The sequence below is a fragment of the Cytobacillus spartinae genome, assembly GCF_042865285.1.
Lineage (GTDB): Bacteria > Bacillota > Bacilli > Bacillales > Cytobacillaceae > Robertmurraya_A > Robertmurraya_A spartinae.
This window is the reverse complement of sequence record NZ_JBIACK010000001.1, coordinates 429,785-445,022: the sequence shown is the minus strand read 5'-3', so window position 1 is coordinate 445,022 and position 15,238 is coordinate 429,785. Positions and strand designations below refer to the sequence as shown.

Sequence of the window (15,238 nt, the reverse complement as noted above, 5' to 3'; positions counted from 1 at the left end):
TCTACCTATTGAAGAGCTTTTTTGCTACTATTAAAAGCAAGATTCGAAAGTAAAGGAGAATTTATCATGGATCGGTTAGAAGCCCTCTATCAAGAGGCAATTGAACATACAAAAGATAAGGTAATCGAAGATATGATGTTTTACCTTGGAAGTCAAGAACACATGCCTTCTATTCACGAATACTTGAGAGAGAGAGGCCAGTATATTGAGCAAATTTGGATAAATGTTTGGTTAAATAAAGCTACAGGCAAGGTGCCCCGAAAGGATAAGAAGCTTTATTTAAGTGAAAAAGGCCACGAAGTTGAGGGAGTAGATAAGAAGATTATTAACCATCTCTTTAGAGAAGAAATTAGGACGTACCAACCCTTCCCAGTAGAAGATTGGATCATTGAAACGTTTTCTGATGAACATGATTGGCACGAGTTATACGAAGATGCAAGGGTTGATTTCTTAAAGCACGAAGAAGAAAAAGAACTTTTAGCAGAGAAGAAAAAAGTCTACTTTGAATTAGAGGTTGCTGTAAAAGATATCGTTGAAGAAAATTATGAGCATTTTTATTACCATGTTCGCCATGTTGTAGCAAAATCATTGGATTATCATCTTAAACATTCAATCAAATATAAAAAGCTAGATGTATTTGCACTAGAAGAAAAACTAATCGAAGAAGGTCACTTTTCACCTGATGATTATTCAACGATTGAGACATTCCTTGAGGAGTTAACAGGGGATATCCATAAAACTTCCCATTGGGGGAGAAGTTATTATACATATGAAACGTATTATTTTATCTATGAAAAAATTATTAATGATGCAATATGGGATTTCGTCCCGAAAAAGGTGCTTGAAAACCTAACTTCAAAAATCGTTGAGGCTTATGAACATTTTTCTAATGAAGAGTTAACTGATAAGACATTAAAAAAACTGTTTCCTCAACAATTTTCTTATTTGAATAATGAGTTTATGAGGGAAATCCAAGATGAATATATCGTTGATCTTTTACCTTTAGCCACTATTCCTTTTGAATATGAAGTACATAGAGAGCTTTATGAACAGGCGGTTACCGAAAGAGAAAAGAGAAAAGCTGAAGAATTAGCGGAACTTAAGCGGAAGAAGGAAGAAGAGGAGCGAATGCTCGAGGATATATTCGGGCGCGAATATAGTCCTTCTTTAGGTAGAAATATCAAGTATGTTCTTCATATTGGCGAAACCAATACAGGCAAAACTCATCACGCCTTAGAGCAAATGAAGAAAGCAGCTAGCGGCCTATATTTAGCCCCACTTCGCTTATTAGCTCTTGAAGTATACGACAAATTAAACGCTGAGAGTGTCCCTTGCTCGTTAAAGACTGGGGAGGAAGAGAAGATTGCCCCAAATAGTGAGCATATTTCATGTACAGTTGAAATGTTCCATGAGAAAGACTTCTACGAAGTTGTCGTGATTGATGAAGCGCAAATGATTACTGACAAAGACCGTGGCTTTTCTTGGTATAAAGCAATTACAAAAGCGAATGCACATGAAGTCCATATAATCGGAAGCCGAAATGCAAAAACTATGATGCTACAACTATTAGGGAACTCAGATATAGAAATTCGCGAATACAAAAGAGATATTCCTTTGGAGGTAGAGCCGAAAACTTTTTCGATAAGAGATACGAAAAAGGGCGATGCTTTGGTTTGTTTTTCAAGAAGAAGGGTTCTTGAAACAGCTTCAAAGCTTCAAAATGATGGCCACACGGTGAGCATGATCTATGGAAGCATGCCACCAGAAACAAGAAAAAAGCAAATGCAGCGCTTTATTAATGGGGAATCAAGAGTGATTGTCGCAACTGATGCAATTGGGATGGGTCTTAATTTACCGATTCGTCGAATTGTGTTTCTTGAAAACGAAAAATTTGATGGGACGAAGAGAAGAAGATTAACCTCACAGGAAGTTAAACAAATTGCAGGCCGTGCAGGTAGAAAGGGTATATATAATGTAGGGAAGGTAGCCTTTACCCAAGATATTAAAATGATGAATCGTCTGCTAGAGAAAGAAGACGAGCCTGTTCATACATTTGCAATTGCCCCTACGAACTCGGTTTTTGAACGATTTCAGAAATATTCCCATGATCTCGGCTACTTCTTTGAATTATGGGATAAGTTTGAGAGTCCGAAGGGTACGAAGAAAGCTACTCTTTATGAAGAACGTGACCTATATGAGCTGATTCGGGGTACGGAAATTGAAGCACGTCTAAATATGATGGACTTGTATGGTTATTTACACTTACCATTTTCCAGTAAAGAACCGAGTTTGACTGAACAATGGAAGAACACAGTGATTGCAATCGTTAAAGGCTCCGAGCTTCCTGAACCACAAATCAAAAGACAAAGTCTAGAAGAACTTGAGCTATCTTACAAGGCTCTTGGTCTTCACCTTTTATTTTTATACCGACTAGGTGAACGAACTGAAGCTGTTTATTGGGAGAGAGTAAGAGAGGAAATTAGTGATGAAGTTCATGAAAAATTAAAAACGGATATTAGAAAAATGGTCAAGAAATGTAAACGATGTGACAAGAATCTTCAGTGGGATTATGATTTTCAGATTTGTGATGAATGTCATCAACTGCGTTATAGAAGATACTAAAAAGAGCAGCCTGTATATGTACCCCAAAAGTAATAACTATTACTATTCGGTGATCGTACATTAAAGGCTGCTCTTCTCTCTTATTTTTGGTTAAAGGAATCTGTTGCATCTCCATCTTTTAACGGAACTAGATTCTCAAATGTTTGGTTGTCATGGTTGGACCGGCTTCCAACCATGTCTTTAAATTCAGATGCATCTGAAGCAACTTCTTTTCCGATATCATTCTTAATCGCATTTGGTAAATATGGATCATTCTTTGGCATTGCTTTTCACCTCCATATTTATTGTGTGAAAAGGGACCAAGAATATCCAAGGTATACGCATTATATGGTAGACCCATTATGTCCTCTAAGCACTATTTTAATCGGGATACATACTCCTTAACCATATCAGGTGTTACTAATTTACGAGTAGGAAGAGTAGCGACCTTCCCGCGCTTTGATAGTTCATTCATTCGCTTTGTTACCTCATTAATTTTATCAGTGGTAAAAGGTGATCCTTGCTTACATAGAGTTACTGCTTCTTCAATAAAATATTCCCGTTTTTCATCTAGAGATATGAATTGTGTGATCGTTTCATTTTGATTTCCTACATGTTGACTAATTGCTTTATGTACACTCATGGTATTCACTCCTGATTGATGTATTGTTTATTCAAGTCTATCAAACATTTTAACAAGTTTTTTGTCTTTCGTTAATCTTTTACCATAAACTTTATCATAGTTTGAGCAAATACAAATAATATTATTGTATTTGAAGGATATATACATCATTGAACCGTATTTAGACATATAAGGAATTATGGAGAGGATGTATGAGATGACAGAACAAATCGCAATCGTTACAGGCTCCTCTAGCGGGTTCGGATTATTAACTTGCATAGAGCTAGCAAAAAAGGGATTTCAAGTCATAGCGACGATGAGAAACCTTGCTAAAGGAGATACTTTATTACAACTTGCTAAGCAAGAAGGAGTCTCGGGTCAAATAACCTTACAAGAGCTAGATGTAACACACGATGCTTCCATCACTCAATTGAAGTCGTATCTAGAAGGGGTTGGCCGTGTGGATGTGCTAGTAAACAACGCAGGTTATGCCGGTGCAGGCTTTGTGGAAGAAGTACCTATCGAAGAATATCGAGAACAATTCGAAACGAATGTGTTTGGGGTAATTGCTGTCACCCAAGCAATCTTACCGATCATGAGAACGCAAGGTTCTGGGAAAATCATTAATGTAAGTAGCATTAGTGGCAGAATTGGTTTCCCTGGACTTTCACCTTATGTCGCTTCAAAACATGCGCTTGAAGGCTTAAGTGAATGTTTACGATTAGAAATGCAACCATATGGAGTAGAAGTAGTCCTTGTAGAACCAGGTTCCTATAAAACTAATATCTGGTCAACCGGAAAACAAGTCACAGAGAAATCTTTACAGGAAAGTTCTCCTTACTATACATATATGAGAAAGATTGAAAATCAGCTAGAAAAAGGGGAGGCTTCATTTGGTAATCCAGAAGAAGTAGCCACTAAAATTGCTGAAATTGCTCAAGCAAAAGGATCCACTCTTCGTTACCCGCTTGGAAAAGGAGTCAAACTCAGTGTATTTTTAAAGACCAATCTAGCCTGGAAGAGATGGGAGAGTATCTTTCTGAAGAAATTGAACTAAATCATTGTTAGATCCTTACTTAGATAGTTGCACCATTTGTACCCTCCTTTCGCAAGATGTTTTAAACATATAACAACCTTTTTCCCATAAGATGGTATAAAGTAATTTCAAAAAAGAAATTGGGAGTCAAAAATTTCTTTAATGTTGGAAAAGGTGTGATGATATGGCGATACATGTTGTAAAACGAGGAGACACATTGTGGGCTATTTCAAAACTTTATAATACGTCGATTCAAACCATCGTACAGGTTAATGGGTTAGAGTCTATTAATCAGCTTGTTCCAGGTGTTGCTTTATATATTCCAGATGAAGTCGTAACCAATCGACTCTATAGTGTGAAACCAGGCGATACACTATGGAGGATATCGGTTCAATTTAATACGAATATTTCTGCTATCATAGCAGCAAACCCAGGGCTCGATCCGAATCGATTGTTTATTGGTCAGTCGATTAATATTCCTTCCCCAACAAGACTAGAAGTGGCCACTCTTGGATTTGTTCTTCCTTATTATCCTCAGACGGTTCTTGCAAATATTGAACAATTAGCAGGAAATCTAACCTACTTAGCCATTGTGTCTTACACTATGACAGACCAAGGCTATGCCTATGTTTTATTGGAGGATCGAGAAATCGTTGCGAGGAGTAAGGAATTAAATATATCACCCTTGCTAATGATTAGAAACTATCGAAACGGAGATTTTAGCGCAGAATTGATAGGTAAAGTCCTGGAGAATCCTACCTATCGTAGAAATTTAATTTTAAGTTTGGTGAATTTAGCAAGACAAAGAGGGTACGATGGCGTCAGTATTGATTTTGAATTTATTCCACCGGCTAGGCGAAATGATTTTAATACATTTCTCGCAGATCTAAAGAGAGAGTTAGGCAATCTGATCCTACATGTAAATGTTCATGCAAAAACGCAAGATATTCCGACAAATCGAATTATTGGCGCGTATGACTATCGTACCATCGGAGCTATTGCCGATATCGTAGCGGTTATGACTATAGATTACGGCTATCCAACGGGTCCTCCTGATCCAGTTGCACCTTATTGGTGGATTGAAGAGGTTATTCGGTATTCTTTAACAGAAATTAATCCGAGAAAACTGCAAATATCCCTTCCGTTATACGGCTATGAAAAAATCGTTCCACCAACCTCAACTGGAATTTACACAACAAAGTCATTTTCCGTATTGGCTGCACAAAACTTGGCCATATCCACAGGCGTTAGCATTCAGTTCGACACAAGAGCCGCATCTCCTTGGTATCGATACTGGAGCAACTCCACAGAGCATGTGATATGGTTTGAAGATATTAGAAGCTACTCAGAAAAGCTTAAGCTAATAGATTACTACCAGTTACTAGGGGTTACATTCTGGCAACTAAGCTTACCGTCTCCACAACTATGGACTTATATGAGCAAAAATATTAATCCTATAAAAATTAGAAAATAGAAAAATGAACTATATATCAAGTGTCTAAACGTAGCCATTGATCGAGAATATAGGGAATTCAAACTTCATGAATAAGAAGGTGTAAAAGATTAAGCACATTCATCTTAAAATTATTATTAGTTTATTGATTATAGTAGCTCTAGCAATGATTCCTTATACTCGAGTAAAAGCACCTGAAGTTCTTGCAACAAATGATAGGGGAACGCTAGAAGAACAAATCAGTCATATTTTAAACCATGACCCTAATTTGCATGGTTCCATTTCTGGAATAAGTATTCGCTCAGCCAATACAGGTGAAATTCTCTATGAACACAATGGGGAAATTCGATTAAGACCTGCATCCAATATGAAGATCTTAACTGCTGCCGGCTCTTTATCAGTTTTAGGTAAAGATTACACGTTCTCTACAGAGGTCCTATCAAACGGAAAAATTAGAGGCAATACACTAGCAGGCGATCTCTTTCTAAAAGGAAAAGGTGATCCCACACTTTTGATATCAGACTTTGATAAGATGGCTAAAGATTTAAAGGAATCTGGTTTAAAACTAATTGTTGGAGATCTTATTGGAGACGATTCTTGGTATGATGATATACGATATTCTAGTGACCTAATTTGGAGTGACGAGCATACGTATTACGGAGCGCAAGTATCTGCTTTAACCGCGTCTCCCAATGAGGATTATGACGCAGGAACGGTCATTGTAGAAGTAAGTCCGGGAAGGAAAGTGAACGATAAAGCTAGCATAACCATTACTCCAAATAACGAATATGTTAGTGTCGTGAACACTTCCAAAACCGTTGAACATGGAGAAAACCAGGATATCACCATTACTCGTGACCATGGAAATAATACGATTAGGATTGAAGGGACTATTCCTTTGAAAAATGGATATGAAAAAGACTGGATTTCTGTTTGGGAACCAACAGACTACGCTTTAGATTTATTCAGACACGCACTAGAAGAACAAGGAATTAAGATTGCTGGAAAAGTAGAAAGAGGGATGACTCCATCTGACGCAACACTTCTAACCTCACACCAATCCATGCCTTTATCGGAGTTACTCATCCCATTCATGAAATTAAGTAATAACGGTCATGCTGAAACACTTATTAAAGAGATGGGAAAAAAAGTTGCAGATGAGGGAAGCTGGGAAAAAGGGTTAGAAACCTTAAATACAGAGCTCGCTAAATACGGTGTTAATCCAGATACAATGATCCTCAGAGATGGCTCAGGGATTTCTCATGTAAGTTTAATTCCTGCAAATGAAATATCTAAGCTACTCTACACCATTCAACAGAAGGATTGGTTTGACGAATTTTTATATTCCTTGCCAGTTGCAGGGGTTAAAGATCGGATGGTTGGTGGAACATTGAGAAATAGAATGAAAACAGAGCTTCTAGCTGGAAATGTTCAAGCAAAAACAGGTACGATTTCAACGGTAAGCTCCCTTTCTGGTTATGTTAAAACGAAAAATGGTAAAACACTTATTTTTTCCATTCTCCTCAATAACCTAATGGACGATTCAAAGGGGAGAGCTGTGGAGGATCAGATTGTTGAAATCTTGGCAAACACTTAAGAATTCAGATCGGAGAACTTACTAGACCAAGTAAGTTCTCTTTATTTTATTTTTATAATGTAAACTTTTTGGAACCTTTTACAGTACTTATTGGTCTAATGGTCGAAAGGGGGAATGGTAATGGTCTCTGAAAACGATGTACTTCTTGCGCAAAGAGGAGACAAGAGAGCATTTGTACGATTAATTGATAGTTGCGAACAGTCCCTATATCGTGTATCTAAAGGAATATTAAAAGAAGATTCAGATTGTGCAGATGCCATTCAAGAAACGATTCTTAAAAGCTATAAATCTATAACCAAACTAAAGAAACCAACTTATTTTAAAACATGGATAACCCGAATATTGATCAATGAGTGTTACGACCTACTTCGAAAACGAAGTAAGGTAATTCCCATGGAGTCATTAGAAGAACAATTACCTGATACTGGATATAACGACAGCTATTTCTTAGAGTTATCTGATTCATTAAGTAAGATAGATTATAAACATCGAGTAGTGCTGACGCTATTCTACTTTGAGGATTTTAGCATAAAAGAAATCTCAACTATTCTTAAGATTAGAGAAGGTACTGTGAAGTCAAGATTAAACCGTGCAAGGACCAAACTCTCATCACTTCTGGAGATGGAAGAAAGGAGACTGGAAAATGGAGAATAAAAACTTTGATCATCACCTTAAAAGGAAAGTAAAGGCAGATGAAGTGGAAGTACCTGATATGGTTAGAAATCGTATTAATATCACTTTAAATGAGCTACCGGAACGAACTGAACATCGTCGTGCTCCTTCCTCCATGATGAAATATGTCCTAAGTGGAGCTATTTGTTTACTCATTACATTCCTGTCAATATCCTATATCCTAGATCGTAACTTCATTTTCCCTGGTTCAAGTGGTGGGGCTCCTAACGAGAAGGAGGATGCTGTCATTTATGACTTTACTTTTTCAGGTAAAAGCGAGCATTGGAAAGGCACTTATGAATTTTATGGGAAAGGAGTATTCTATCCAGATGGAGATACCACGGCCTATGATAGTGAGTCAGAAGACACCTTTACTTTAGAATTTAAAGGAAACCTTGACGAATTAAGGAATACAACGGTAACCTACACCTATAAAGTTAACGCTAGTGAATCTGGAGGCTCGGTTGAAAACCCAACATCAAGAGTATTTCAACATCATTCTTCTGCAAAAGGTGGCTCCATGGTTGAGGGAAATCAGATTATTGAAGTTACGATTGAATGGGCTGGACAAAAGGAGAAACTATATTTAGAACGAGTACAGCCATAATCATTGGACACAGCTTTTAGTTGTGTCTATTTTTGTTTAGATACTACTGTTTTAGAAGGATTTCTCCTTTTCTTGTAGAAGAAGTCTTAACTACTGTCCGTTAAGCGGAATGTCTTTCATAGAATTGCTGAAGGACAATACCAACTGGTGCCTTAAGCAAATTGTCTTTCATACAGGGGATGAAGGACAAGGCGGAATGGTGCACGAAGTAAAGTGTCTTTCATCAATTAAATATTTTATCATACACAATCTGGAGGTAGCCATGAATCGATTAGCTTGCAATCTCTCAACCATTTTTACAGAAGTACCTTTATTAGAACGGTTTGAAAAAGCAAAAAAAGCTGGATTTTCACATGTAGAATGTCAATTCCCATATGCTATTTCAACAGAATTAATCATTAAAGAGATGAATACTTATAATCTGAAAATGGCACTAATCAATTTCCCTCCCGGTAATTGGGAAGCGGGGGAACGTGGAATTGCTATTTTTCCTGATAGAGTAAATGAGTTTAAAAAATCAGTTGAATTAGCTATAGAGTATGCAACGAGTTTGGAGGTTACGAACATTCATTGTATGGCAGGGATTTTACCATCATCTCTAGATGAAAGTATAGCTAGAAATGTGTTTATTAAGAATATAGAATATGCGGCTGAAAAATTAGCTCAGCACCATATGAATCTACTACTTGAACCGATTAATCGTATGGACATGCCCAATTACTTTCTGTCTAATATTCATGAAGCAGTTGGAATCATTAAAGAAATAGGCTTACCAAATATCAAGTTACAGTTCGACTTTTATCATATAAAGAGATTACAAGAGGATCTTTTTTCCTCATTTGAAGATAACTTTACATTCATTGGCCATGTACAAATTGCCGATTCACCCGGTCGGAATGAACCTGGTACAGGAGAGATTCCTTATGATCAAGTCTTTCAATTACTAGAAAGAATAGGATATAACGGGTTAATTGGTCTAGAGTACACACCTAAAGAGAGAAGCGAAGACAGCTTTAACTGGGTTAGTGGTCTGAAAAAAGGAGGCATTCTATTGTGAAGATCGGGTTTATTGGATTAGGAGTAATGGGTTCAAGGATGGTAAAGAGATTAATAGAGGCTGGGTACCATGTAACGGTCTTTAATCGAACTGCTGCAAAAGCTGCACCTTTAGAAAAGCTAGGTGCTTTAAGAACTGACAGTATCGCTGATTTATCAAAAGATGTTGATGTTATATGCAGTTGTCTGTCTATGCCATCAGACTGCCTAGATGTATACCTAGGAAAAGAGGGTGTCATCGAGAATGCTAGTCAAGGAGCTATCTGTCTTGATTTTTCAACCGTTGGGGTAGAAACAAGTCGTCAAATCGCCACTCAAGCTCACGAAAAAGGGATTCAATACCTAGATGCGCCGGTAAGTGGTGGACCTGAGGGTGCGGAACAAGGTTCCTTAACCATAATGGTTGGTGGAGAAAAATCTTCATTTGAAAGTGTTTTGCCTGTACTTAGAAAGATTGGCAGAACGATTGAATATCTAGGACCTACAGGTTCAGGAAGTATAGCAAAACTTATTAATCAGTATCTTGTCGCCGTCCATTCAATTGCTGCCTCAGAAGCAATGGTAGCAGGAGCTGCATTCGGGCTCAAAAGTGAGCAACTCTACAATATATTAAAAGTAAGCTATGGTGAAAGTCGAATTTTGAGAAGACATATGGAACAATACGTGTTAGACCGTCAATTCGATCCTGGTGGAGCTTTAAAATATGTTCATAAGGATATAGCTCTAGCAAACCCCTTGTTCAATAAGGCAGGGATAACGGAGTATTTGGGAATGTTTGCTGAAAAATCATTCTCAAGTGCCATTGAACAAGGTTTGGGAGATCTTGATATGTCTTCTGTGATACTGCCTCTAGAAAAGGAATGTCGTGTAACAGTTAAGAGAAGCGACAACTAACAAAATTGCCCCAAGCTCTCGGGGCAATTTTTATACAGATTTCTTTTCATATTTATTTAAATAAAGTGGAGAATCTTCTCGCCATTCTGCGTACAGAACCTCTTTATATTCTGTAACCCCCTGTTTAGATAACTGCTTTTTCAACCAATTCTCATCAAATCCCACTTCCTTTAAATTATCGTATAATACCTCTCCATCTAGAATTAACGTAATAGGTAAATGCGCGGGTTGTGTGGGTAAATTTAAATCACTCATCTTTGGTGTATCATTTTCAGGCTTAGGAAGTACACTAACCATTCCGTTTGTTTCAAGAATGGCGTACTCTACATCTTGAAGTGAAAAATACCCCTGTTGTCGAATTAGACTTTGGAGTTGGTTAATGTCCAATCTACTACTTTTTAAGGTATCATATTTTATTTGTCCCTTATGAATGACAATATTAGGTTCGCCTTCAAGTACCTTCCTAGTTTTTCTATACTTCTGTGTAATTAATTCAGTGAAATAAATTAAAACTCCCCAAAGAACAACTGCAAATAATATCTCTAAGATTTTCACTTCATGATCATACACGGCATTTCCTACAAGTTCTCCTAAAACTAATGCAGAAATAAAATCAAATGGGGTAATTTGTGAAAACTGTGTTTTCCCCAGGGACTTAGTAACAATAAATAAAATGATGAATCCAAAAATTAATTCACTTGCAGTCATAAGATAGTGATTCATATTATGTTAGTCACCTACTTCTCTTTAGTTCCTTAACCATTATTGCCCTCATTTTTGTAGCTATATACTTTTCAAATTCTATTCATTAAAAAGAGAATTAGCCAAAAAATAAAGCTTGCCAAAATATTCATATTCTATTATTATAAATCTCATAAAACTATATATTGAAACTATATTTTATTTCATTACTATATATTGTGTTTTGCCTTAAAGATTAGATGCCATTAGGCTTAATAGGGAATCTGGTGAATTTCCAGAACTGCCCCCGCAACTGTAAATGCAGACGAAATAAGCAATCCACTGTACAAGCAAGCTTATTGTGAAAATAGGTACTTGTATGGGAAGGGCTTAAAGTAGGATGAAGCATAAGTCAGGAGACCTGTCTATCTTAAGTGTGTTTCACTTTCTCGGGGATTGGGAAGATGAAACGGTGGCGACAAAAGGGGTTTTCCACGTTTCCTTCTCCTTCTTGCTGTTATCGTTTGATCCGCTCAATAACCTTGAGCGGATTTTTTTTATGCAAATGAAACAAGCGAACAAGGTTGACTAAAGAAGGTAAACTCGTGTCGTCCCTTTTGCATAATACATAATGGAATCTACTATTGGAGGGAATTACTATGAGTACAGAGATTCAAGCAAATTATGAATATGTGCTTAAAACGATTAACCTTGCATCAGCTAAATTTGGAATTGATGCAACGGAACTGAAAAAACGATTGAATGAATTGAAAGGTAGAGAGAACGAAGCGAATCAGCAGGCTCTTTTCTATGCACTCAACCGTATTGCAATGGATGAACCAAATTGGACGTTTGTTGCTGCTCATTTATATTTAAATGAACTTTATGAAAAAGCCGCTCTAAACAGAAACTATGAGAGTTCATTAAAATATGGTAACTTCTATCAGCTTATTAATTTGCTAACTCAAAAAGGAATCTATTCCCCTGATATTATAAAGAACTATTCAGAACAGGAAATAAACGAATTGGCTGAAGCAATAGACCCGGATCGTGACACTTTATTTAATTATATTGGCTTGTTTTTATTTGCTGATCGCTATCTTGCGAGAGATCATGCTCGCAATTTATTTGAACTTCCACAAGAGCGCTTGATGATCATCGCCATGACTATAATGGCGAATGAAGATCGTAGTAACCGCTTAGAGCATGTAAAGGAAGCCTATTGGGCGTTAAGTCATTTATACATGACCGTCGCAACCCCAACTCTATCAAATGCCGGTAAAAGCTTTGGCCAGCTGTCATCATGCTTTATAGATACGGTAGATGATTCTTTAGACGGAATCTACTTAAACAATTGGGACATTGCTAGATTAAGTAAAGATGGTGGAGGAATTGGCATCTATTATGGAAAAGTCCGGGCACTTGGCTCAGATATAAAAAAATTTAAAGGGAACTCTTCAGGAGTTGTTCCTTGGATCCGTCTCATTAATGATACGGCTGTGAGTGTGGATCAACTAGGCCAAAGACAAGGAGCTGTAGCCATCTATTTAGATGTATTCCATAAAGATATTATGAATGGCTTCTTAGATTTAAAAACAAATAACGGGGATGAGAGGAGAAAGGCACATGACATTTTTACAGGTGTCACCATCCCAGACTTATTTATGAAAAAACTAGAAGAGGTAGATGAAGACGGAAGAAGTGTAGGGGAGTGGCATACATTCTGCCCTCATCAAGTGAAACAAACAATGGGTTGGAAAGATGAAAACGGAAACCCATTAGGGCTAGAAGATTTTTACGATGAAACTAACATAAAGCAATTCACAGAGAAATACCTAGAAGCTGTAGATAACCCTCTTTTACCTCGTAAGACCTATCGTGCTATGGAGATTATGGCTAGAATCATGGTGTCTCAGCTAGAAACAGGAACACCATATATGTTTTATCGAGATGAAGTTAATCGTCAAAATCCGAATAAGCATTTATTAGGAAAAGGACGCACAAGCGTGTACTGCAGTAATTTGTGTACGGAAATTACTCAAAACATGTCACCAACAACCATTGTGAAGGAATACGAAGATGGAGAAGGAAATATTGTCATTGTTAGAAAACCAGGAGATTTTGTCGTTTGTAATTTATCTTCTATCAATCTAGCTAAGGCTGTTCCAGCAGATGTACTCGAGCGCTTAATTCGTGTTCAAGTAAGAATGCTCGATAATGTCATTGATTTAAATACCATATCAGTTGGACAAGCTCAAAGAACCAATAAAAAATATAGAGCTGTTGGGTTGGGTACGTTCGGCTGGCACCATTTATTAGCATTACAAGGTATTCACTGGGAGACAGATGATGCTGTGTCATATGCAGATCATTTATATGAGGAAATTGCTTATTACACGATTCGCTCTTCCATGGAGCTAGCTAAGGAAAAAGGATCTTATCAGCAATTTAACGGTTCAGAGTGGCAAACGGGAGAGTACTTTGACCGCAAAGGGTATGTTTCTAACCGTTGGAACGAATTAAGAGAGGAAATTGCTACGAATGGAATCAGAAACGGATGGCTAATGGCAATTGCTCCAAATTCTTCAACTGCTAAAATTGGCGGTTCGACTGACGGAATAGACCCTCTTTATGCAGTTGAATACGCAGAAGAGAAGAAAAACTTTAAGTTTAAAGTGACTGCACCTGATCTTAATCATATTACTTATAACTATTACCGAAGAGCTAGACATGAACTTGACCAGCTATGGAGTATTAAACAAAATGCTGCTCGCCAAAGACATATTGATCAATCTATTAGTTTTAACTTATACGTTAGGCACGACATCAAAGCCAAAGAACTGTTGAACCTTCATTTAGAAGCGTGGAAACAAGGATTAAAAACAACTTATTATGTGAGAAGTACTTCTCAATCAGAAATCGAAGAATGTGAAGCATGTCATAGCTAATATCAAACAGGAGGTTCCTATATTATGACGGTCCATACCCCTTTAAGAAAAATTAAACTATTAAATCCAGAATATCCAAATAAATCGACCGGTTTAATTAATGGACAGTGTTCTGGTCTTTTAAATTGGAACGATATTGCCTATCCACAAATGTATGACCTATATCAAACGTTGCTATCTAACTTTTGGAAAGCACAAGAGATTAATATGCAGGATGACATTAAACAGTGGGACTCTTTAAGTTCTACCGAGAAGGACGTTTTCTTACGGATAAATACACAGCTTGCTTCGTTAGACAGTTTACAAACACCTACGATGAGTCAAGTGATGGATTATGTAACAGATTCTAGTTTTAAAGCGATTTTTGCCGTTATTGCACAACAAGAGGCAGTACATAACGAGTCCTATTCATATGTGCTCAGTTCATTGGTGCCAACTGGTGAGCAAAACATAAGATTTAATGAAGCCAAAAATGATCCGATTGTGCAAAAGCGGAACCAGTTAATTTTAGATGCATATGAACAATTTAGGCAGAACCCTACACCCATAAATCTATTTAAGCTTTGTGTGAACTCTATTAATCTCGAAGGAATATATTTCTATGCTGGTTTTGCATTCTTTTATCATCTTGCAAGACAGCAAAAAATGCTAAAGACGAGCACGATGATAAGTTATATCCAGAGGGATGAAATGCAACATGCGTATTTTATCGCCCAGGTTATTAGAATTCTTTTAACAGAAAATCCTGAGCTTCATACAGCGGAACATATTGATTATGTATATAAAACTATTCAGCAAGCTGTAAAGTTAGAGATTGAGTGGGCACATTATATCTTAAAAGATATTAAGGGCATTGATTTGAAGGAATTTGAAGGGTACGTAGAATATTTAGCCAATAAACGCCTTCGTCAGCTTGGATTGAACAACCTATTTGAAGAACGAGAAAATCCAATGCCATGGATTCAGGTATTTAGCGATGAGATGATTAATGAAACAAAGTCTGACTTCTTTGAACAAAAATCAAGAACATATAGTAAAGTAACCCACTCAAATGGGTTTGATGAGTTATAA

14 protein-coding genes and 1 riboswitch are annotated in these 15,238 nt (G+C 37.1%); of the genes, 11 read left to right on the top strand and 3 right to left on the bottom strand.

Annotated features, from left to right (window positions below; all coding sequences use genetic code 11):
* The first annotated feature begins 66 nt into the window (after positions 1 to 66).
* Positions 67 to 2,622 (top strand): helicase-related protein, encoded by a 2,556-nt coding sequence (locus ACFYKX_RS02090; protein WP_389357580.1) that lies wholly within the window; start codon positions 67 to 69, stop codon positions 2,620 to 2,622.
* Positions 2,623 to 2,702: 80 nt separating this feature from the next.
* Here the strand turns inward: ACFYKX_RS02090 and ACFYKX_RS02085 are convergent, their stop codons facing one another.
* Positions 2,703 to 2,885: a hypothetical protein gene (locus ACFYKX_RS02085; protein WP_389357578.1), complete on the bottom strand. Its 183-nt coding sequence runs from the start codon at positions 2,883 to 2,885 to the stop codon at positions 2,703 to 2,705.
* Between the two features lie 92 nt (positions 2,886 to 2,977).
* Complete coding sequence (locus ACFYKX_RS02080) at positions 2,978 to 3,244, bottom strand: YpbS family protein (protein WP_389357576.1); 267 nt, start codon at positions 3,242 to 3,244, stop codon at positions 2,978 to 2,980.
* A 196-nt stretch (positions 3,245 to 3,440) separates the two neighbouring features.
* On the opposite strand from ACFYKX_RS02080, the gene ACFYKX_RS02075 reads away from it, so the two are divergent.
* The 7 genes from ACFYKX_RS02075 to ACFYKX_RS02045 all read left to right on the top strand — a co-directional run bounded on the left by ACFYKX_RS02075 (position 3,441) and on the right by ACFYKX_RS02045 (position 10,538).
* A complete protein-coding gene (locus tag ACFYKX_RS02075) occupies positions 3,441 to 4,280 on the top strand; it encodes an oxidoreductase (RefSeq protein ID WP_389357574.1) in 840 nt (279 codons plus the stop codon).
* 163 nt (positions 4,281 to 4,443) lie between these two features.
* On the top strand, positions 4,444 to 5,733 hold the full coding sequence (locus tag ACFYKX_RS02070; protein ID WP_389357572.1) for a LysM peptidoglycan-binding domain-containing protein: 1,290 nt from the start codon (positions 4,444 to 4,446) through the stop codon (positions 5,731 to 5,733).
* Positions 5,734 to 5,878: 145 nt separating this feature from the next.
* Positions 5,879 to 7,309, top strand: a complete 1,431-nt coding sequence (gene dacB / locus ACFYKX_RS02065; RefSeq protein WP_389357570.1) for a D-alanyl-D-alanine carboxypeptidase/D-alanyl-D-alanine endopeptidase — start codon at positions 5,879 to 5,881, stop codon at positions 7,307 to 7,309.
* A gap of 120 nt (positions 7,310 to 7,429) precedes the next feature.
* Positions 7,430 to 7,963, top strand: a complete 534-nt coding sequence (locus ACFYKX_RS02060; protein ID WP_389357568.1) for a sigma-70 family RNA polymerase sigma factor — start codon at positions 7,430 to 7,432, stop codon at positions 7,961 to 7,963.
* A complete protein-coding gene (locus tag ACFYKX_RS02055; RefSeq protein ID WP_389357566.1) occupies positions 7,953 to 8,588 on the top strand; it encodes a hypothetical protein in 636 nt (211 codons plus the stop codon). Before ACFYKX_RS02060 ends, ACFYKX_RS02055 begins: the two co-directional genes overlap by 11 nt.
* A 262-nt stretch (positions 8,589 to 8,850) precedes the next feature.
* Entirely contained in the window at positions 8,851 to 9,645 is a 795-nt protein-coding gene (locus tag ACFYKX_RS02050; protein ID WP_389357565.1) for a hydroxypyruvate isomerase family protein, read from the top strand.
* Entirely contained in the window at positions 9,642 to 10,538 is an 897-nt protein-coding gene (locus ACFYKX_RS02045) for an NAD(P)-dependent oxidoreductase (RefSeq protein ID WP_389357563.1), read from the top strand. The genes ACFYKX_RS02050 and ACFYKX_RS02045 overlap by 4 nt, the downstream gene beginning before the upstream one ends.
* Before the next feature lie 30 nt (positions 10,539 to 10,568).
* Here ACFYKX_RS02045 and ACFYKX_RS02040 read toward each other — a convergent pair whose 3' ends face one another.
* Positions 10,569 to 11,261, bottom strand: a complete 693-nt coding sequence (locus tag ACFYKX_RS02040; RefSeq protein ID WP_389357561.1) for a YetF domain-containing protein — start codon at positions 11,259 to 11,261, stop codon at positions 10,569 to 10,571.
* A gap of 198 nt (positions 11,262 to 11,459) precedes the next feature.
* Positions 11,460 to 11,662, top strand: a riboswitch (cobalamin riboswitch).
* Here ACFYKX_RS02040 and ACFYKX_RS02035 point away from each other — a divergent pair.
* The 3 genes from ACFYKX_RS02035 (at position 11,620) to ACFYKX_RS02025 (ending at position 15,238) form a co-directional block, all read left to right on the top strand.
* Positions 11,620 to 11,811: a hypothetical protein gene (locus tag ACFYKX_RS02035; protein ID WP_389357559.1), complete on the top strand. Its 192-nt coding sequence runs from the start codon at positions 11,620 to 11,622 to the stop codon at positions 11,809 to 11,811. (Overlaps the previous riboswitch by 43 nt.)
* A 67-nt stretch (positions 11,812 to 11,878) precedes the next feature.
* Complete coding sequence (locus ACFYKX_RS02030; RefSeq protein ID WP_389357557.1) at positions 11,879 to 14,167, top strand: ribonucleoside-diphosphate reductase subunit alpha; 2,289 nt, start codon at positions 11,879 to 11,881, stop codon at positions 14,165 to 14,167.
* A 24-nt stretch (positions 14,168 to 14,191) separates the two neighbouring features.
* Positions 14,192 to 15,238: a ribonucleotide-diphosphate reductase subunit beta gene (locus ACFYKX_RS02025; protein ID WP_389357555.1), complete on the top strand. Its 1,047-nt coding sequence runs from the start codon at positions 14,192 to 14,194 to the stop codon at positions 15,236 to 15,238.